We start from the raw sequence: 18,300 nt of genomic DNA on the forward strand, positions 1-18,300 counted from the left end.
GAAACGATGGAACGTTCCCTAAAAACCAACATTATTTCATAAAGCCTTTGTAGTGACGTTTAACAAGTTGAGATTCTAGCTGCTTCATCGTTTCCAGCGCTACACCGACTACGATAATAATACTAGTACCACCGATCTGCACTGAGGCAGGTAAATTCATAAAATTAATGAATAAAATCGGCATTACAGCAATAACAGTTAAGAATATCGCACCAACAAAAGTTAGACGATATAACACGCTTGTTAAATACGTTTGAGTGTTTTCACCAGGACGAATACCTGGAATGTAAGCACCTTGTTTTTTCAAGTTGTCTGCCACATTTTCTGGATTCACTTGAACGAATGCATAGAAATATGTGAACGCGACGATCAAAATAATATAAATTGTCATACCGATAGGCTGCGTATACTGCAGATTTTTCGTAATCCAATTTGTAACACTATTTTCACCAAAGAACACAGCAAGCGTTTGAGGTGTTACAAGAAACGCTACTGAAAAGATTACCGGAATAACCCCTGCAGCATTTACTTTTAACGGTAGATGCGTTTGTTGACCACCAGTTTGCTGACTACGTCCAGTAACTCGTTTCGCATATTGAATTGGAATTTTACGAAGTGCTTGTTGCACGTATATAACCCCAACTACAACTGCTAATAAAATTAATACAAGCAATGCAAGGACAATGATGTTGATAAATAATTTATCTCCAGCACCCTCGATTTGCTGTGCAAAAATTTGGTTGATCCCTGTAGGCAATGCTGCAACGATACCTGCGAAAATGACAACAGAAATACCATTACCAACACCGTGAGCAGTAATTTGCTCAGCAAGCCATACTAGGAATGCTGTTCCCGCTGTCAATACTATAGCAATTGTAACATAAGTTAGAACGCCCTCTTCTTTAATCAAAGATCCACCATACATTCTATTAAAACCGAATGACATTGCGAATGATTGGATAAAAGCAAGAATAATAGTAAAGTAGCGAGTAAATTGTGCAAGTTTACGTCTTCCGACTTCACCTTGCTTTGCCCACTCAGCAAATTTCGGTACTACGTCCATTTGCAATAACTGAACAATGATTGAGGCTGTGATGTAAGGCATAATTCCCATCGCGAAGATGGAGAAGTTCTTTAAAGCACCACCGCCAAAAGTATTCAGGAAACCAACGAGGTTAAACTCATCAGTTGCCTTTAATACATCAGCGTCAACGTTTGGTACTGGAATGAAAGTTCCAATACGAAAAACGATTAACATTAAAAGTGTGAAAATGATTTTATTTCTTATATCTCGAACACGCATAAAGTTAGAGATTGTCTGAAACATTAAATCACCTCAGTAGTTCCGCCGGCATTCTCGATTGCTTCTTTCGCTGAAGCTGAGAATTTATGAGCTTTAACAGTAAGCTTTTTATTAAGAGCTCCGTTGCCAAGAACTTTAATTCCAGCTTTCTCGTTGCTCACTATACCAGTTTCAAGTAATAATGCAGCAGTAACTTCTGCACCGTCTTCGAAACGGTTTAAAGCATCAAGGTTAACAATCGCGTATTCTTTACGATTAATGTTCGTAAATCCACGTTTTGGTAAACGACGGAATAATGGGTTTTGACCGCCCTCAAATCCTGGGCGTACACCGCCACCAGAACGAGCGTTTTGACCTTTATGACCTTTACCTGCTGTTTTACCGTTACCAGAACCGATACCACGACCAACGCGATTGCGTTGCTTACGAGAACCTTCTGCTGGTTTTAACTCATGCAGTTTCATAGTGGGTGGCACCTCCTTGTTCAATTATTGAAAATTAAATTTCTTTTACAGTAACTAAGTGTGCTACTTTATCAAGCATACCGCGAGTAGCTGCATTATCAGCTTTCTCTACAGTTTGGTGTAATTTACGTAAACCTAAAGCTTCAACAGTTTTGCGTTGTGCAGGTTTAGTACCAATCACAGATTTAGTAAGGGTGATTTCTAATTTGTTAGCCATTATCTTTCCCCCCTTATCCTAATATTTCTTCCACTGATTTACCACGTAATTTAGCTACGTCCTCTACGCGTTTTAATTCAGTTAAACCTTGAACAGTTGCACGCACCATGTTGATTGGTGTGTTAGATCCAAGAGATTTTGAAAGAATATCAGTAATACCAGCAAGTTCTAGTACAGCACGTACTGGACCACCAGCGATAACTCCTGTACCAGGAGCAGCAGGTTTAATTAAGATTTCTCCTGCACCGAAGCGACCAAGCACTAAGTGTGGAGTTGTTCCACCAACACGTGGCACTTCTACTAAGTTTTTCTTCGCATCTTCAACAGCTTTACGGATAGCATCTGGAACCTCTTGAGCTTTACCAGTACCGAAACCTACATGACCGTTTCTATCGCCAACAACAACTAGTGCTGTGAAGCGGAAGCGACGTCCACCTTTAACAACTTTAGCAACACGGTTAATAGTAACTACGCGTTCTTCAAGTTCTCCAAGTTTGTTTGCGTCAATTCGACTCATGAAATGTGTCCCTCCTTCTTATTAAAATTCTAAACCATTCTCACGTGCAGCTTCAGCTAAAGCTTTCACGCGTCCATGATATAAGTAACCACCACGGTCAAAAACTACAGCAGTAATATTTTTTTCCGCAGCGCGTTTCGCGATTGTTTCACCGATTTTTGATGCAGTTGCAACATTGCTACCAGTGCCTTCAAAATCTTTTTCTTGAGAAGATGCGCTAACAATTGTTACGCCTGCTACGTCATCGATAAGTTGAGCGTAGATGTTCTTGTTAGAACGGAATACATTTAAGCGTGGACGCTCAGCAGTACCCGAAATTTTAGAACGAACTCGCGCATGACGTTTTTTACGAACTTGATTTTTATCCTGTTTCGTAATCACAAGGGTCACTCCTTTCTAATGCTTAGGCAGCATTATTTACCTGTTTTACCTTCTTTACGACGAACGTATTCGCCTTCGTAACGGATACCTTTACCTTTATATGGCTCTGGTGGACGAACGTCACGGATGTTAGATGCAAGAGCACCAACGCGCTCTTTGCTAATACCTTTAATGATGATTTTAGTGTTAGAAGGAACTTCAATTTCAAGACCATCTTCAGGTGTGAACTCTACTGGATGAGAGTAACCTACGTTAAGTACAAGTTTTTTGCCTTGTAATTGCGCACGGTAACCAACACCGATAAGTTCTAAAGCTTTTTCGAAACCTGCAGAAACACCAGTAACCATGTTCGCTAGAAGCGCACGAGTAGTACCGTGGTTTGTGCGGTGTTCTTTTGATTCAGAAGGACGTGATACAGAGATTACGTTACCCTCTTGCTCAATTTTCATATCTTGGTGGAAAGAACGAACAAGTTCGCCTTTAGGACCTTTAACAGTAACAGTGTTGTCAGCTGCAACAGTAACAGTTACGTTAGCTGGTACCTCGATAATTTTTTTACCTACACGAGACATTTAGTTGCACCTCCATTCATTTATTGCTAATTACCAAACGTATGCTAGAACTTCGCCGCCAACTTGTTTAGCGCGAGCTTCTTTATCTGTTAATAAACCTTGTGAAGTTGACACTAAAGCGATACCAAGACCGTTCAGTACTTTAGGCACTTCATTTGTTTTAGCATATACACGTAGACCAGGTTTAGAAATACGTTTTAAGCCAGTGATAACACGCTCGTTATCTTTACCGTATTTTAAGAAGATACGGATAATACCTTGCTTGTTGTCTTCCACGTATTCTACGTCACGTACGAAACCTTCACGCTTTAAAATTTCAGCGATTTCTTTTTTCACGTTGGAAGCTGGTACTTCTAACTTCTCGTGACGAACCATGTTCGCATTACGAATGCGAGTAAGCATATCTGCAATCGGATCAGTCATTGTCATTACATTTACCTCCTTCCCAAATTAGGGGATTACCAGCTGGCTTTTTTCACGCCAGGAATTTGTCCCTTATATGCAAGTTCTCGGAAACAAATACGGCAAAGTTTGAATTTGCGATATACAGAGTGTGGACGGCCACAGCGTTCACAACGTGTATATTCTTGCACTTTAAACTTTTGCTTACGTTGTTGTTTAACGATCATAGATTTTTTAGCCACGTTTTCGCCCTCCTTGTTTAAATTACTTTTGGAACGGCATACCGAATTGTGTCAATAACTCGCGAGCTTCTTCGTCAGAGTTCGCTGTCGTTACGATCACGATGTCCATACCGCGTACTTTTGAAACTTTATCGTAATCGATTTCTGGGAAAATTAGTTGCTCTTTAACACCTAGAGTGTAGTTACCGCGACCATCGAATGCTTTTTTAGAAACACCACGGAAGTCACGTACACGAGGAAGTGAGATTGAGATTAATTTGTCCAAGAATTCATACATACGCTCACCGCGTAATGTAACTTTAGCACCGATTGGCATACCTTCACGTAAACGGAAACCTGCGATCGATTTTTTCGCTTTAGTTACAACTGGTTTTTGACCAGTGATAATTGTTAATTCTTCTACAGCTGCATCTAATGCTTTAGAGTTTTGAACAGCATCACCAACACCCATGTTGATAACGATTTTGTCAACTTTCGGCAACTGCATAACTGATTTATATCCAAACTTGCTCATAAGAGCAGGAGAAACTTCATTTAAATATTTTTCTTTTAGGCGGCTCATGTGTGTACCTCCCTTCTTTTATTTACTAGTTAGTCGATTACTGCACCTGATTTTTTTGCAACACGAACTTTTTTACCGTTTTCGATTTTATAACCTACACGAGTCGGCTCGCCAGATTTAGGATCGATTAGCATTACGTTCGAAACGTGAATTGCAGCCTCTTGGCTTACAATCCCACCTTGTGGATTCAATTGGTTAGGTTTAACGTGCTTTTTCACGATATTAACGCCTTCAACAAGAACGCGGTCTTGTTTAGGGAAAGCAGCTAGGATTACTCCTTCTTTGCCTTTGTCCTTACCAGTGATAACCTTAACCTTGTCACCTTTTTTTACATGCATGCTGTCGCACCTCCTTGATTGGCACTATCATGAAATTAAAGAACTTCTGGAGCTAGAGAAACGATTTTCATGAAGTTGCTGTCACGTAATTCACGTGCAACAGGTCCGAAAATACGAGTTCCGCGTGGTGATTTATCATCACGAATAATTACACAAGCATTTTCATCAAATTTGATGTACGTACCGTCTTTACGACGTACGCCTGATTTAGTACGAACGATAACAGCTTTAACAACGTCACCCTTCTTGACAACGCCACCTGGTGTTGCTTTCTTAACTGTACAAACAACGATATCACCGATGTTAGCAGTTTTACGGCCAGAGCCACCAAGCACTTTAATTGTAAGAACTTCACGTGCACCTGAGTTGTCAGCAACTTTCATACGACTTTCTTGTTGGATCACTTAGGTTACCTCCCTTCGGAAATGGTTGTTCCGAAATAGTTATTAAATAATAACCGCTTTTTCTACAACTTCAACTAGACGGAAACGTTTAGTAGCTGATAGCGGGCGAGTCTCCATGATACGTACGATATCACCGATTTTCGCTTGGTTTTGCTCATCATGAGCTTTAAACTTTTTAGAGTATTTTACACGTTTACCGTAAAGCTTGTGCTTTTTGTGAGTTTCAACTAAAACAGTAACAGTTTTGTCCATTTTATCTGAAACAACGCGGCCCGTGTAAACTTTGCGTTGATTACGCTCAGTCATACTTGAAAACCTCCTTTATCAGTTATTTGCACTGATTTCTCTTTCACGAATAACAGTTTTCATACGCGCGATTGCTTTACGCACTTCACGAATACGAGCTGTGTTTTCTAATTGACCAGTCGCCAATTGGAAGCGAAGGTTGAAAAGCTCTTCTTTCAGTGATTTCACTTTTAATTCAATTTCAGAAGTGGCAAGGTCACGGATTTCATTAGCTTTCATTAGATTCACCACCAGTTTCTTGACGTTTTACGATCTTACATTTAACAGGAAGCTTATGTGATGCTAAACGAAGTGCTTCACGTGCAATCTCTTCAGATACACCAGCAATTTCGAACATAATTTTTCCTGGTTTTACTACTGCTACCCAACCTTCAGGAGAACCTTTACCAGAACCCATGCGGACTTCTAGAGGTTTTTTAGTGTAAGGTTTGTGTGGGAAGATTTTAATCCAAACTTTACCGCCACGTTTCATGTAACGAGTCATCGCGATACGTGCAGATTCGATTTGACGGTTAGTAATCCAGCTAGCAGTTTGAGCTTGTAAGCCCCACTCGCCGAATGATACTTCTTTGCCGCCTTTCGCTTCGCCACGCATGTTGCCGCGGTGTTCACGACGGTATTTTACGCGTTTAGGCAATAACATATTATTTGCCTCCTTCCACAGATTTCTTCGTAGGAAGAACTTCACCACGGTAGATCCATACTTTAACGCCTAATTTACCGTAAGTAGTGTCAGCTTCTGCGTGTGCATAGTCAATGTCAGCACGTAGAGTATGAAGTGGAACAGTTCCTTCACTATAGTGTTCAGCACGCGCGATATCAGCGCCACCTAAACGACCAGATACTTGTGTTTTAATTCCTTTTGCACCAGCACGGATTGTGCGTTGGATCGCTTGCTTTTGCGCACGACGGAATGATACACGGTTTTCTAATTGACGAGCGATGTTTTCAGCTACTAGACGAGCGTCAAGATCTGCACGTTTAATTTCAATGATGTTGATGTGTACGCGTTTACCAGTTAACTCGCTAAGGTATTTACGAAGGTTTTCAACTTCAGTACCACCTTTACCGATTACCATACCTGGTTTCGCAGTGTGAATTGTAATGTTTACACGGTTTGCAGCACGTTCGATTTCTACTTTAGAAACAGAAGCGTCTTTAAGAGCCGTTTCAATATATTTACGCACTTTGATGTCTTCGTGAAGTAGAGTTGCATAGTCTTTTTCAGCGTACCATTTTGACTCCCAGTCACGAATAATACCAACGCGCAGTCCTATTGGATGTACTTTTTGACCCACGGATTAACCCTCCTTCTTCTCAGATACCACTAGAGTGATGTGGCTTGTGCGTTTGTTAATTGCGCTTGCACGTCCTTGCGCACGTGGACGGAAACGTTTTAAAGTTGGACCTTCATCAACGAACACTTCAGAAACTACTAAAGAGTTGATGTCAAGATCGTAGTTGTGCTCAGCATTAGCAACTGCAGATTTTAATACTTTCTCAACGACTGGAGACGCCGCTTTTGGAGTATGACGTAAAATTGCAACTGCTTCACCAACTTGCTTACCTCGGATTAAGTCTACAACTAGACGTACTTTACGAGGAGCAATACGTACTGTGCGAGCGATAGCTTTAGCTTGTGTCATTAGGATTTACCTCCTCTCAAAATTAGCGTCTTGTTTTCTTGTCGTCTGCACCGTGACCTTTGTAAGTACGTGTCGGTGCGAACTCACCAAGTTTATGGCCTACCATATCTTCTGTTACGTATACAGGAACATGTTTACGTCCATCATATACAGCAATCGTTAAACCGATGAAGTTCGGGAAGATTGTAGAACGGCGTGACCAAGTTTTGATAACTTGTTTTTTCTCAGAAGCCTCTTGTACTTCCACTTTTTTCATTAAGTGGTCATCAACAAAAGGTCCTTTTTTCAAGCTGCGACCCATGTAGGAACCTCCCTCCGTGATTCCACCACGGCTCTCACATAGAACCGTAGTTTAACCACTTTATTTTTTACGACTACGGATGATAAATTTATCCGATTTGTTTTTCTTCTTACGAGTTTTGTAACCAAGTGCTGGTTTACCCCAAGGAGTCATTGGTGATTTACGTCCGATTGGAGAACGTCCTTCACCACCACCGTGTGGGTGATCGTTAGGGTTCATTACAGAACCACGAACTTCTGGGCGTTTACCTAACCAACGGCTACGACCTGCTTTACCGATGTGTACAAGTTCGTGTTGTTCGTTACCAACTTGACCGATTGTAGCGCGGCAAGTAGCTAACACTAAACGTACTTCACCAGATTGAAGACGAACGATTACGTACTTATCTTCACGACCAAGTACTTGAGCAGAAGTACCAGCAGAACGTACTAATTGTCCACCTTTACCAGGTTTTAACTCGATGTTATGGATTGTAGTACCCATTGGAATGTTTGCTAATGGTAATGCATTACCTACTTTAATATCAGCATCTGGACCAGAAACGATTGTTTGACCAACCTCTAGACCTTTTGGTGCTAAGATGTAAGCTTTTGCTCCATCAGCGTAGTTGATTAATGCGATATTCGCAGAACGGTTTGGATCATATTCAATAGTAGCAACTTTTGCCGGAATGCCATCTTTAACACGTTTGAAATCGATAACACGGTATTGCTTCTTATGACCACCACCATGATGACGAACAGTGATTTTACCTTGGTTGTTACGACCAGCTTTGCGTTTAGTTGGTTCAAGCAATGATTTCTCAGGCTTGTTAGTTGTAATTTCCGCAAAGTCTAATGACGTCATGTTACGACGACCATTAGAGGTAGGTTTATACTTTTTAATCGCCATTGTGTTTTCCCTCCTTCTTGAGTGTTCAAATCATAAATCCATTAAGGATTACACTTCGAATAATTCAATTTCTTTGCTATCAGCAGTTAATTTAACAATCGCTTTACGACGTTTGTTAGTGTAACCACCGTAACGGCCAACACGCTTGAATTTACCTTTGTAGTTAAGAACGTTTACTTTCTCAACTTTTACGCCAAAGATTTCTTCTACAGCGTCTTTTACTTGAGTTTTGTTAGCGCGAGTGTCTACTTCGAAAGTATACTTTTTCTCTGCCATAAGTTCTGAAGAACGCTCAGTAATGACCGGACGTTTTAAAATATCACGTGCTTCCATTATCCAAGCACCTCCTCAACTTTTTCTACTGCAGATTTAGTGAATACAACTTTGTCGTGACCTAATAGATCAAGAACGTTGATTCCATTTGCAGTTAAAACTGTTACACCTGGGATGTTACGAGCAGATAATGCTACGTTTTCATCTAGGTCAGCAGTTACGAATAAAGATTTTTTCTCTAAAGAAAGATCTTTAAGAATTTTTGTGAATTCTTTTGTTTTTGGTGCTGCTAGAGTTAGAGCATCAAGAACTAAGAAGTTTTGTTCTACTACTTTAGCTGATAAAGCAGATTTAAGAGCTAAGCGGCGAACTTTTTTAGGTAATTTATAAGAATAGCTACGTGGAGTAGGACCGAATACGATACCACCGCCGCGCCATTGTGGAGAACGGATAGAACCTTGACGAGCACGACCAGTTCCTTTTTGACGCCATGGTTTACGACCACCACCAGCAACCTCAGAACGGTTTTTAACCTTGTGATTACCTTGACGAAGAGAAGCACGTTGAGCTACTACTGCGTCGAATAATACTGCTTCATTTGGCTCGATTCCGAAGATCGCATCGTTTAATTCGATTTCACCAACTGAAGCACCTGTTTGACTAAGTACAGATACTTTTGTCATTCCTGTTTCCTCCTTTCTTGAAGTGATTACTTAGCTTTAATTGCAGTTTTTACTGTAACTAGAGCTTTTTTAGAACCAGGAACATTACCTTTAACAAGTAGTAAGTTACGATCAGCATCAACTTTCACGATTTCTAAGTTTTGGATTGTAACTACATTGCCACCCATTTGACCAGGTAATTTCTTTTGTTTAAATACGCGGTTCGGAGCAACTGGACCCATTGAACCAGGACGACGGTGGTAACGAGAACCGTGGGCCATAGGACCACGAGATTGTCCGTGGCGTTTAATAACACCTTGGAAACCTTTACCTTTAGTAACACCTGTTACATCAATTACATCGCCTTCTGCGAAAATTTCTACTTTGACTTCTTGACCAACTTCGTATTCTCCAACGTTCACGTTGCGGAATTCACGAATGAAGCGCTTAGGAGCAGTGTTCGCTTTTGCTACGTGACCTTGTTCAGGTTTGTTAGAAAGCTTAACGCGCTTGTCTTCGAAACCAACTTGAATTGCTTCGTAGCCGTCTGTTTCAACAGTTTTCTTTTGAAGAACTACGTTTGGCGCAGCTTCGATAACTGTTACCGGGATTAAATCGCCGTTTTCAGCGAAAACTTGTGTCATACCAATTTTTCTACCTAAGATTCCTTTAGCCATTTGTCACACCTCCTGTAAGTTTTGAAAAGTTATATTATTTTTACCATTAAAGTTTGATTTCGATATCAACGCCAGATGGTAAATCAAGTTTCATTAACGCATCAACAGTTTGTGGTGTTGGGTTAACGATATCGATCAGACGTTTATGCGTACGCATCTCGAATTGTTCACGAGAATCTTTGTACTTGTGAACCGCACGAAGAATTGTGTACACAGACTTCTCAGTTGGAAGTGGAATCGGACCTGATACACTTGCACCTGAACGTTTTGCAGTTTCCACAATTTTCTCAGCAGACTGATCTAAAATACGGTGATCATACGCTTTTAAACGAATACGAATCTTTTGTTTTGCCATTATTTTCCCTCCTTCTCGCCTATTTTCTAGACATTCTCCACGAAAATTTTCCCACACACCGCCATGGCAAAGCGGCCGGGTGTGTCGGCAACCTCTCGCTTCATCGCAGTCAAAGACCAACATTCAACATTATATACAATAAAAAAAGAATAAGCAAGTCTTTTCGCTAAATTCTTTTAAATGTTGTAGATATTCTTAGTACTACTACTTCTTCGCTTTATTAAGCCGTTTATTAGTATATAAAATTTTATTACATATTGCAATAGTTAAGGTTGTCATATCAACATTTCCGTACTTTTCAAACAATTCTTTAAGAAAGTAGTTTCTATAGATAAGAAACTACTTCTTATTTTATAGAAAGAATACACATGCCATCCAACCAAACAGGATCAAAGGGATATTAATAAAAACAAATGTCGGTACACAAGTATCCCAAATATGATGATGTTGTCCATCTACATTTAAGCCTGCTGTTGGTCCTAACGTAGAATCTGAAGCTGGAGAGCCTGCATCGCCTAAAGCACCTGCTGTACCAATTAAACAAAGAATCGCTAATGGACTCAATCCCAACCCTTGTGCAAGAGGAACAAATAACGTAGCAATAATAGGTACTGTAGCAAAAGATGAACCAATACCCATCGTCACAACTAATCCAATGACTAGCATGATAAAGACAGCGAGACTTCTATTACCTTTCAGCACAGCGATTGAGCTTGTAATTAAGCTATCCACATCCCCAGTAGCATTAATAACGGCTGCGAAGCCATTGGCCGCAATCATGACAAAGCCAATAAAGGCCATCATCTTCATCCCTTCAGAGAGAATGTCATCTGCCTCTTTCCATTTAAGTGCACCTGTAAAATACATCAACATAATCCCTGTAAACGAACCGACAATCATTGAATCTGTTAATACTTGAGCACAAAGTGATGCGACTAATGCAAGAGCTGTAGAAAACATCACAAACTTACTGACGTTCACGTTTAAAGATTCCGTCTCTACTTCATTGTGCTTATACTGTCTTGGCTTGCGGTATACAACAAAGGCGACAAGCAGCCCAATCAGCATTCCTAGCACCGGAATCGCCATTGCTACCGGTACATCACGTGAAGATACAGCCATTCCAGCCTCTGACACTTGTGTAGCAACGATATCTTGAAAAATGGCTCCGAAACCAGCTGGCACGAAACTATAAGTACCGATTAAGCCTACTGCAATTAGGACCGCAATGATACGTCGATCAACCTCCAACATATTTAATATTTTTAAAATAGGAGGAATCAATAATGGAATGAAGGCAATATGAATAGGAATAACATTTTGAGATAAAATAGACATCACGAAAATAAGGAAAAAAATTAAAACCTTCACTAAGCCTTTTCTATTACTTTCGCCATTTAAAATTTTTAACATCCCTGCAATCATCAATTTTGGTATTCCAGTTTTGGCAATAGCAATAGCAAAGCCACCAAGGAGACCATAACTCAATGCAATAGTGGCCCCTGCGCCTAACCCTTCTGTAAATGATTGTACTGTTGCCTCAATGCCCATTCCACTTGTAAGACCACCTACAAAAGCTCCTAGTACTAAGGAAAGAACGACATTGATGCGAAGCAAGCTTAATATCAACATAACGGCTACCGCCGCAATTACTGCATTCATTGTTACACTTCACTTTCATACACTAAATTACTAACATGTTAAACTTTATTATTCTGATATTTGAAAGTCAATAGTTTTCACAATTTCAATATGTTTATATAAAAAAACAGTGTAAAGGATTAATCATTACACTGTTTTTGAGTTTCTTCATATTTAATTGTTACAACGATTCACGAACAACTTTTTTATAATAGCCAACCGAAAGTATGCCAAAGATCGTATATAACGCTACGTAACAGCACATCGCAATCCACAAGGGAGCCGTTAACTCTGTACCAAATAAGAACCATCCTGACTTAACAGCAAAGTAGCTATGCAATAATCCAATAACTAATGGGACACCAAAATTAAAGGCCTGTTTCATATAAATGCCTTTCATGATGTCTTTCTCGGCAAAACCAATTTTTCTGAGTATTGTATAGGAACTTCTTTCTTCCTCTGCCTCAGACATTTGTTTAAAGTATAGAATACTACCAGTTGTCATTAGAAATGCTAATCCTAAAAATGCTGTTGTAAAAATCGTAAGACCTAATGTTTCAATATTATCTTTACGTTTTTCTTCAAAGGAAGATTGTGTATATTGCTGTGTCTTACCATCACCTTCTACAGCCGTAATAACTCCTGCATTTGTTTGAATATATAATTTCTCTGCTGTTTCTAATTCTTCTTTTGCTGTTATTGTAATGGTCGTTTGTTGATGCCAAGGATAAAGCGCTGCTTGCGTAGTTAAACTTGTAAACATGTCATCTGTCACAACAAAGATAGGTCCGCCACCTCCAGCCGTGACAATACCACTTATAACACTTTTATCATGAACATCTACTACATGGAAAGTTTCTTCAAGCTCTCCTGCAGATACCACTACATCACGATCTTTTTCTAATGGAAACATTTCAGCCATATAACCGCCATAGTTGGTTAAGATAACATCGTTGCCTGATAGCGATGCTTCAGGAACGCTTTGCTGATAATCAGAAAGCGGGATAGTATAGATTGTTCCTTCCATATCATATAAAGGATTGTCCTGCTGCTTTTTAGACATTAATTGACCTACAGAGGCTGTTACTCCTTGTAAACGATAATCTACTTTATCATACGTAATGTTATTTTTCTCTAACTCCTCTAAGAAGGTCTGACCCTGCTCTTCTAGCAATATGAAATCACCAGGTACTTGGCTATAAGCCGATGCCTCTGAGGAATAGTAGGCGATATAGGATAGCGTCGTTACACCTAGAGACACACCTGTTAATACAGTGATAAGTGTTAATGACTTTGCGTTGCTCTTCATGCGATGCATAATCGGTGTTAATGCTAATACATCCTTGATAGATAAATGCCCTTTTTTCTTCAAGCGAATAGTATTCATAATAAAGGCTACGGAGAAACGAAAGACAAGAAATGTACCACCAATAGTCGTAGCTAAAATTATCATCATATTGATAAATAAATGACCAGCTGAATCAATATCAAATAGCTTTGTTGACGCATAGTAGCCGTAAGCAATCAGCACAAGACCCATAAAGCCAATTGCCATTTGTAATGCACTAAAACGTCTCACACGCTCGTCTGCTTGTTTTGCCGCGCTAAACAGTGATAATAATGAAACACGATGAATCATCCAAGCCATCTGTACAAGAACAATAACCAAAAGAATAGCAAACACGATCATCGACTGCTGTAATGCCTGTGTACTAAATGTCATGGTTACAAGAGCTTCTTTTTCAAGGACACGTAGTAAAATCATAGCAAATACGCGTGAGCTAAAGAAACCTACCAGCATCCCTAGAATAACAGCACCAATAAATAAGAGAATGTTTTCAATCGCTAGTAAACGCACGATTAGCCCCTTTGTCATGCCTATCAATTGGTACAAGCCTATTTCCTTACTACGACGTTTCATAAATAAATGATTTGCATATAGGACGAAGAATAAAACGATAAAATAGAGAATATAAGTGGCTGCTTTAAATCCTGCCGTAGCCGTTCCACTCATTTGAACAGCATCCCATACCTCAGAATTATTTTGCAATGTAACAAAGGAAAAATACAAAGTAACACTAAAAATAAGAGCAAAGAAATATAGATAGTAGTGCTTCATATTTTTCTTCATGCTTCTAATCACTAGCTTACTAAGACTCATACCCGTCACCGCCTAGCACACTTTGCGTATGCATGATTTCTTGGAAAAATGCCTGCCTTGTTTTATCACCCTTATAAAGTTCACTATAGATCAGGCCATCCTTTAAAAATAAAACACGTGTGCAGAAGCTTGCAGCTACTGCATCATGTGTAACCATCATTATTGTCGCTTCTTTCGTCTCATTAATGTTTTGGAGATTTTGGAGCAAGGCTGTAGCCGATTTAGAATCCAATGCACCAGTAGGCTCATCTGCAAATACCAACGATGGGGTCGTAATAAGTGCACGTGCAGCAGAGGTACGCTGCTTTTGTCCACCAGATATTTCATTGGGATATTTATTTAAAATTTCTGTAATACCCAATAGGGATGTTAGCTCTTTCACTCGGCTTTCCGCAACAGCTTTTGGTAACTTACTGATAGCTAATGGCAGAAGGATATTTTCCTTTACTGTGAGGGTATCCAGTAAATTATAATCTTGAAATATGAATCCTAGCTGCTCTCGTCGAAAATTCGCTAATGCCTTTTCTTTCATATCACGCAAATTATGACCGTTTATTTCAATTACACCTTCTGTTGCGAAATCTATAGAACACAAGACATTTAAAAGTGTTGTTTTACCTGAACCTGAAGGTCCCATAATGCCTACAAACTCACCTTTATTTACTTCTAAATCAATACCCTTTAGCACTTCTTGAGCCGTTGATTTTTTGCCATATACTTTCTTTATTTTACGACCAATTAAAACTGTCACGTGATAACGCCCCTTTCTATAATCCAAGTGTACCCTGTCATAGCTATTCATTCGTGCGTTTTACATGACAATATAAAAAGGTAGGTGACAATTTCGTCATCTACCTGTTAGTTTGACATATTCATTTTGTAAGGGAAAACGCAGTGTAAATAATGAGCCGTCTCCAACATTCGATTGAACATAGATGCGAATCCCCATTTTTCGGGCTGCATTGGATGCCAAATAAAGACCCATTCCTGTAGATTGTGAGGATTCTCTTCCCGCTGTTCCCGTATACGATTTTTGAAAAATTCGAGGTAAATCCTCTAAAGGAATACCTATACCTACATCTTTTATATGTAATAATGTCGCACCTGTTGGGTCATGTTCAGTAAAAATTGTGACCTCAGAATTTACTGGACTATATTTTATGGCATTTGAGAGAATTTGCCGAACAATAAACGCTAGCCACTTGCCATCAGTCAGAACCGTATCTGTAAGCTCAGCGACTTCAAAGCCAATACCTTTTTCAATACACCAAGCCTGCATACCCCTGATTTCTTTATAGACAATCGGTTTCAGCTCGACCTCATTTAAATAGTTGTCCTTTTCAATAGAGGCTAATCTTGTTTGATGTAGCTGTTGATCGACTAAAAGATGTAGTCTCAGCCATTCATTCTCTAATTTTCGGCGCAGTGATACATCCTCAATATGCTCTAACAATAAATTAATCGTTGTTAAAGGGGCCTTTACTTCATGAACCCAAGCCAACAGCTCATCTGAATACTCTTGTAGTTGCACTTTAGCTTGATTTAACTCCATGTTCTTCTCAGAAAAGACACTTTCTATTTTTTGAAAGCATGCTTCCTGAAAAGGAGTTAAAACTAGTCTGTTTTTATGTGCTTCATCAAGGTAGTCGTCCATATTTCCCAGGAAATCTTTTAATTTCCCAACTTCATTGACATAACGCCACACAAAAAAGAGTGTAAAACTAACAAGCAAACTAATGTTTACATACCATATTGAAATACTATTTAAACCAACATCTAAAGAAAATAGCACATTTAGAAGTGTAAAAATGAAAATAAAAAAACCAATCCATGCAAAGCGTTCTCTTATAAATAATAATAGCATGTTTTTCACGTCCTCTGGCTGACTGCCATATATCCAAGTCCTTTTTTAGTTAGAATCACTTCTGGTAAACCAATATCCTCTAGCTTTGTACGTAATCGATTAACATTTACCGACAAAGTATTATCATTGACAAAACGTTCATCATCCCAAAGCTTTCTCATTAATTCGTCTCTTGAAACAATCTGATTAACCTGTTCCACTAAAATTCGTAAAATGAAGAGCTCGTTTTTCGTTAAGGAAGCAGTAGCCCCATTAAACACAATCTCACTCCTTGTATAATCAATAACGGCATTATTAAAACGAGTAACGTCCATTTTCTCCTCAACATAGTCATAGGTTCTTCGTAAAATCGCCTGTGTTTTCGCGAGTAGCACTTCCATATGGAATGGCTTTTGTATAAAATCATCTGCTCCCATTTGCATAGCCATCACCATATCCATTGGATGATCTCGAGACGAGAGAAAAAGGATGGGTACTTTGGATAAATGACGTATTTCTCGACACCAATGAAAGCCATCATAGGCAGGTAATTGAATATCAATCAGCACAAGGTGTGGTTTCTCCTCTATAAAATTGTCCATCACCTTTTGAAAATTTTTAGGACCAACCACTTGTAATGACCAATGTGCAAAACGCTCTTGAATCATGTTAAAAATGGATGGATCATCTTCAATGAGCAAGATTTTCATGTCCATGTTCAATTCCCCTTTTCTTTATTTCTCCTAGATGACATGCTAGCTGTTATGTATACATACACTAATTAAAATCATTTGATTTCCCTTATTTTAACACAAAAAACCAATCTGTAAGCGTCCCTACAGATTGGTTTGATAATTAGCGAAAGCTAAAATTATTTTTGGATAGAAGCAACTACGCCAGCGCCTACAGTACGGCCACCCTCACGGATAGAGAATTTAGTACCTTCTTCAAGAGCGATTGGAGCGATAAGTTCAACTGTCATTTCGATGTTATCACCAGGCATTACCATTTCAACGCCTTCTGGTAAGTTACAGATACCTGTTACGTCAGTTGTACGGAAGTAGAACTGAGGACGGTAGTTAGAGAAGAATGGAGTATGACGGCCACCCTCTTCTTTTGATAAAACGTAAACTTCAGCTTTGAAGTTTGTGTGTGGAGTGATTGAACCTGGTTTAGCTAATACTTGACCACGTTGGATTTCTTCACGAGCAACACCACGTAGTAAAGCACCGATGTTGTCACCAGCTTCAGCATAGTCTAATAATTTACGGAACATTTCTACACCAGTTACAGTAGTAGATTTAGCTTCTTCAGCGATACCGATGATTTCAATTACGTCACCAACTTTAACTTGACCACGTTCAACACGGCCAGTTGCAACTGTACCACGACCAGTGATAGAGAATACGTCCTCTACTGGCATCATGAATGGTTTGTCAGTTTGACGTTCTGGAGTTGGGATGTAAGAATCTACAGCGTCCATTAATTCAACGATTTTTTCTTCCCATTCTGGTTCACCTTCAAGAGCTTTAAGAGCAGAACCTTTGATTACAGGAATATCGTCACCTGGGAAGTCATATTCAGATAGTAGATCACGGATTTCCATTTCTACTAATTCTAATAATTCTTCGTCATCAACCATATCACATTTGTTCATGAATACTACTAAGTATGGAACACCTACTTGACGAGATAAAAGGATGTGTTCACGAGTTTGTGGCATTGGGCCATCAGCAGCAGATACTACTAAGATACCGCCGTCCATTTGTGCAGCACCAGTGATCATGTTTTTAACATAGTCAGCGTGTCCTGGGCAGTCAACGTGTGCATAGTGACGAGTTTCTGTTTCATATTCTACGTGAGAAGTGTTGATTGTGATACCACGCTCTTTTTCTTCTGGAGCGTTATCGATGTCAGCGTATGATTTAGCTGTACCACCCATTTTTTTAGAAAGAACTGTAGCGATTGCAGCAGTTAAAGTAGTTTTACCATGGTCAACGTGTCCGATTGTACCAATGTTAGCATGCGTTTTAGAACGGTCAAATTTTTCTTTAGCCATTAGAGATTGCCTCCTCAAAATTATATGTTTTATTTTTGAAATTTATAGAATGAATGCCGATAGAGAACGGGCCCATCCCCTAT

Annotated in this window: 28 protein-coding genes; all 28 read right to left on the bottom strand. The window is 39.4% G+C overall.

What is annotated here, in order from left to right; translation table 11 throughout:
- Positions 1–31 precede the first annotated feature (31 nt).
- The gene (secY, locus tag NST76_RS21310; protein WP_036129079.1) at positions 32–1,327 is read right to left on the bottom strand and encodes a preprotein translocase subunit SecY; all 1,296 of its coding nucleotides are present in this window, start codon (positions 1,325–1,327) and stop codon (positions 32–34) included.
- Positions 1,327–1,767 (bottom strand): 50S ribosomal protein L15, encoded by a 441-nt coding sequence (gene rplO, locus NST76_RS21315; RefSeq protein ID WP_036129082.1) that lies wholly within the window; start codon positions 1,765–1,767, stop codon positions 1,327–1,329. Before rplO ends, secY begins: the two co-directional genes overlap by 1 nt.
- A 34-nt stretch (positions 1,768–1,801) precedes the next feature.
- Positions 1,802–1,984, bottom strand: coding sequence for a 50S ribosomal protein L30 (gene rpmD, locus NST76_RS21320; protein WP_004233668.1), 183 nt, complete (start codon positions 1,982–1,984; stop codon positions 1,802–1,804).
- 13 nt (positions 1,985–1,997) lie between these two features.
- Complete coding sequence (rpsE, locus tag NST76_RS21325) at positions 1,998–2,501, bottom strand: 30S ribosomal protein S5 (protein ID WP_008181711.1); 504 nt, start codon at positions 2,499–2,501, stop codon at positions 1,998–2,000.
- Positions 2,502–2,522: 21 nt separating this feature from the next.
- Positions 2,523–2,882, bottom strand: a complete 360-nt coding sequence (rplR, locus tag NST76_RS21330; RefSeq protein WP_036124657.1) for a 50S ribosomal protein L18 — start codon at positions 2,880–2,882, stop codon at positions 2,523–2,525.
- A 32-nt stretch (positions 2,883–2,914) separates the two neighbouring features.
- A complete protein-coding gene (gene rplF / locus NST76_RS21335; protein ID WP_008181715.1) occupies positions 2,915–3,454 on the bottom strand; it encodes a 50S ribosomal protein L6 in 540 nt (179 codons plus the stop codon).
- A gap of 30 nt (positions 3,455–3,484) precedes the next feature.
- Positions 3,485–3,883 (bottom strand): 30S ribosomal protein S8, encoded by a 399-nt coding sequence (rpsH, locus tag NST76_RS21340; RefSeq protein ID WP_008181717.1) that lies wholly within the window; start codon positions 3,881–3,883, stop codon positions 3,485–3,487.
- 29 nt (positions 3,884–3,912) lie between these two features.
- Entirely contained in the window at positions 3,913–4,098 is a 186-nt protein-coding gene (locus NST76_RS21345) for a type Z 30S ribosomal protein S14 (RefSeq protein WP_004233656.1), read from the bottom strand.
- Between the two features lie 22 nt (positions 4,099–4,120).
- Positions 4,121–4,660 carry a 50S ribosomal protein L5 gene (rplE, locus tag NST76_RS21350; protein WP_008181719.1) on the bottom strand — a complete coding sequence of 180 codons (540 nt, stop codon included), beginning with the start codon at positions 4,658–4,660 and terminating at the stop codon, positions 4,121–4,123.
- Between the two features lie 29 nt (positions 4,661–4,689).
- Entirely contained in the window at positions 4,690–4,998 is a 309-nt protein-coding gene (gene rplX, locus NST76_RS21355) for a 50S ribosomal protein L24 (RefSeq protein ID WP_004233652.1), read from the bottom strand.
- A gap of 35 nt (positions 4,999–5,033) precedes the next feature.
- Positions 5,034–5,402, bottom strand: coding sequence for a 50S ribosomal protein L14 (rplN, locus tag NST76_RS21360; protein WP_004233650.1), 369 nt, complete (start codon positions 5,400–5,402; stop codon positions 5,034–5,036).
- Positions 5,403–5,444: 42 nt separating this feature from the next.
- A complete protein-coding gene (gene rpsQ / locus NST76_RS21365; protein WP_008181723.1) occupies positions 5,445–5,708 on the bottom strand; it encodes a 30S ribosomal protein S17 in 264 nt (87 codons plus the stop codon).
- Positions 5,709–5,726: 18 nt separating this feature from the next.
- Entirely contained in the window at positions 5,727–5,927 is a 201-nt protein-coding gene (gene rpmC / locus NST76_RS21370) for a 50S ribosomal protein L29 (protein ID WP_004233646.1), read from the bottom strand.
- Positions 5,917–6,351 (bottom strand): 50S ribosomal protein L16, encoded by a 435-nt coding sequence (gene rplP, locus NST76_RS21375; protein ID WP_025116437.1) that lies wholly within the window; start codon positions 6,349–6,351, stop codon positions 5,917–5,919. The genes rpmC and rplP overlap by 11 nt, the downstream gene beginning before the upstream one ends.
- A gap of 1 nt (position 6,352) precedes the next feature.
- Positions 6,353–7,006: a 30S ribosomal protein S3 gene (gene rpsC, locus NST76_RS21380; RefSeq protein ID WP_025116438.1), complete on the bottom strand. Its 654-nt coding sequence runs from the start codon at positions 7,004–7,006 to the stop codon at positions 6,353–6,355.
- Positions 7,007–7,009: 3 nt separating this feature from the next.
- On the bottom strand, positions 7,010–7,354 hold the full coding sequence (gene rplV / locus NST76_RS21385; protein WP_004233639.1) for a 50S ribosomal protein L22: 345 nt from the start codon (positions 7,352–7,354) through the stop codon (positions 7,010–7,012).
- Between the two features lie 22 nt (positions 7,355–7,376).
- The gene (gene rpsS, locus NST76_RS21390; RefSeq protein ID WP_008181911.1) at positions 7,377–7,655 is read right to left on the bottom strand and encodes a 30S ribosomal protein S19; all 279 of its coding nucleotides are present in this window, start codon (positions 7,653–7,655) and stop codon (positions 7,377–7,379) included.
- Between the two features lie 60 nt (positions 7,656–7,715).
- Positions 7,716–8,546 carry a 50S ribosomal protein L2 gene (rplB, locus tag NST76_RS21395; protein ID WP_036124661.1) on the bottom strand — a complete coding sequence of 277 codons (831 nt, stop codon included), beginning with the start codon at positions 8,544–8,546 and terminating at the stop codon, positions 7,716–7,718.
- Positions 8,547–8,594: 48 nt separating this feature from the next.
- Complete coding sequence (gene rplW, locus NST76_RS21400) at positions 8,595–8,879, bottom strand: 50S ribosomal protein L23 (RefSeq protein WP_036124663.1); 285 nt, start codon at positions 8,877–8,879, stop codon at positions 8,595–8,597.
- The gene (gene rplD / locus NST76_RS21405; RefSeq protein WP_004233626.1) at positions 8,879–9,502 is read right to left on the bottom strand and encodes a 50S ribosomal protein L4; all 624 of its coding nucleotides are present in this window, start codon (positions 9,500–9,502) and stop codon (positions 8,879–8,881) included. The genes rplW and rplD overlap by 1 nt, the downstream gene beginning before the upstream one ends.
- Positions 9,503–9,528: 26 nt before the next feature.
- Complete coding sequence (rplC, locus tag NST76_RS21410; protein WP_036124665.1) at positions 9,529–10,158, bottom strand: 50S ribosomal protein L3; 630 nt, start codon at positions 10,156–10,158, stop codon at positions 9,529–9,531.
- A 46-nt stretch (positions 10,159–10,204) separates the two neighbouring features.
- Entirely contained in the window at positions 10,205–10,513 is a 309-nt protein-coding gene (rpsJ, locus tag NST76_RS21415) for a 30S ribosomal protein S10 (protein ID WP_004233624.1), read from the bottom strand.
- Between the two features lie 351 nt (positions 10,514–10,864).
- On the bottom strand, positions 10,865–12,175 hold the full coding sequence (locus NST76_RS21420; protein ID WP_342504329.1) for a Na+/H+ antiporter NhaC family protein: 1,311 nt from the start codon (positions 12,173–12,175) through the stop codon (positions 10,865–10,867).
- 160 nt (positions 12,176–12,335) lie between these two features.
- Complete coding sequence (locus tag NST76_RS21425) at positions 12,336–14,315, bottom strand: ABC transporter permease (RefSeq protein WP_058845121.1); 1,980 nt, start codon at positions 14,313–14,315, stop codon at positions 12,336–12,338.
- Complete coding sequence (locus NST76_RS21430) at positions 14,305–15,066, bottom strand: ABC transporter ATP-binding protein (RefSeq protein WP_036123701.1); 762 nt, start codon at positions 15,064–15,066, stop codon at positions 14,305–14,307. The genes NST76_RS21425 and NST76_RS21430 overlap by 11 nt, the downstream gene beginning before the upstream one ends.
- A 96-nt stretch (positions 15,067–15,162) precedes the next feature.
- Positions 15,163–16,179: a sensor histidine kinase gene (locus NST76_RS21435; protein ID WP_342544443.1), complete on the bottom strand. Its 1,017-nt coding sequence runs from the start codon at positions 16,177–16,179 to the stop codon at positions 15,163–15,165.
- Positions 16,180–16,184: 5 nt separating this feature from the next.
- Positions 16,185–16,874, bottom strand: coding sequence for a response regulator transcription factor (locus tag NST76_RS21440; protein ID WP_080717086.1), 690 nt, complete (start codon positions 16,872–16,874; stop codon positions 16,185–16,187).
- A gap of 155 nt (positions 16,875–17,029) precedes the next feature.
- Entirely contained in the window at positions 17,030–18,217 is a 1,188-nt protein-coding gene (tuf, locus tag NST76_RS21445; protein WP_036123706.1) for an elongation factor Tu, read from the bottom strand.
- Positions 18,218–18,300 lie beyond the last annotated feature (83 nt).

The organism is Lysinibacillus sp. FSL W7-1291, from assembly GCF_038593415.1.
In the GTDB taxonomy this organism is placed as follows: Bacteria; Bacillota; Bacilli; order Bacillales_A; family Planococcaceae; genus Lysinibacillus; species Lysinibacillus fusiformis_D.

Bases quoted from the DNA above. Each gene is read 5' to 3' on its own strand.
- NST76_RS21420 (WP_342504329.1), bottom strand. From the start codon at position 12,175: ATGAATGCAGTAATTGCGGCGGTAGCCGTTATGTTGATATTAAGCTTG.
- rplC (WP_036124665.1), bottom strand. From the start codon at position 10,158: ATGGCTAAAGGAATCTTAGGTAGAAAAATTGGTATGACACAAGTTTTC.
- NST76_RS21435 (WP_342544443.1), bottom strand. From the start codon at position 16,179: ATGCTATTATTATTTATAAGAGAACGCTTTGCATGGATTGGTTTTTTT.
- tuf (WP_036123706.1), bottom strand. From the start codon at position 18,217: ATGGCTAAAGAAAAATTTGACCGTTCTAAAACGCATGCTAACATTGGT.
- rpsQ (WP_008181723.1), bottom strand. From the start codon at position 5,708: ATGACTGAGCGTAATCAACGCAAAGTTTACACGGGCCGCGTTGTTTCA.
- rplF (WP_008181715.1), bottom strand. From the start codon at position 3,454: ATGTCTCGTGTAGGTAAAAAAATTATCGAGGTACCAGCTAACGTAACT.
- rpmC (WP_004233646.1), bottom strand. From the start codon at position 5,927: ATGAAAGCTAATGAAATCCGTGACCTTGCCACTTCTGAAATTGAATTA.
- rplW (WP_036124663.1), bottom strand. From the start codon at position 8,879: ATGGAAGCACGTGATATTTTAAAACGTCCGGTCATTACTGAGCGTTCT.
- rplP (WP_025116437.1), bottom strand. From the start codon at position 6,351: ATGTTATTGCCTAAACGCGTAAAATACCGTCGTGAACACCGCGGCAAC.
- NST76_RS21425 (WP_058845121.1), bottom strand. From the start codon at position 14,315: ATGAGTCTTAGTAAGCTAGTGATTAGAAGCATGAAGAAAAATATGAAG.
- rpsE (WP_008181711.1), bottom strand. From the start codon at position 2,501: ATGAGTCGAATTGACGCAAACAAACTTGGAGAACTTGAAGAACGCGTA.
- rplE (WP_008181719.1), bottom strand. From the start codon at position 4,660: ATGAGCCGCCTAAAAGAAAAATATTTAAATGAAGTTTCTCCTGCTCTT.
- rplX (WP_004233652.1), bottom strand. From the start codon at position 4,998: ATGCATGTAAAAAAAGGTGACAAGGTTAAGGTTATCACTGGTAAGGAC.
- secY (WP_036129079.1), bottom strand. From the start codon at position 1,327: ATGTTTCAGACAATCTCTAACTTTATGCGTGTTCGAGATATAAGAAAT.
- rplO (WP_036129082.1), bottom strand. From the start codon at position 1,767: ATGAAACTGCATGAGTTAAAACCAGCAGAAGGTTCTCGTAAGCAACGC.
- rpsH (WP_008181717.1), bottom strand. From the start codon at position 3,883: ATGACAATGACTGATCCGATTGCAGATATGCTTACTCGCATTCGTAAT.
- rplD (WP_004233626.1), bottom strand. From the start codon at position 9,502: ATGACAAAAGTATCTGTACTTAGTCAAACAGGTGCTTCAGTTGGTGAA.
- rpmD (WP_004233668.1), bottom strand. From the start codon at position 1,984: ATGGCTAACAAATTAGAAATCACCCTTACTAAATCTGTGATTGGTACT.
- rpsJ (WP_004233624.1), bottom strand. From the start codon at position 10,513: ATGGCAAAACAAAAGATTCGTATTCGTTTAAAAGCGTATGATCACCGT.
- NST76_RS21440 (WP_080717086.1), bottom strand. From the start codon at position 16,874: ATGGACATGAAAATCTTGCTCATTGAAGATGATCCATCCATTTTTAAC.
- rpsS (WP_008181911.1), bottom strand. From the start codon at position 7,655: ATGGGTCGCAGCTTGAAAAAAGGACCTTTTGTTGATGACCACTTAATG.
- rplB (WP_036124661.1), bottom strand. From the start codon at position 8,546: ATGGCGATTAAAAAGTATAAACCTACCTCTAATGGTCGTCGTAACATG.
- rplV (WP_004233639.1), bottom strand. From the start codon at position 7,354: ATGACACAAGCTAAAGCTATCGCTCGCACAGTACGTATTGCTCCTCGT.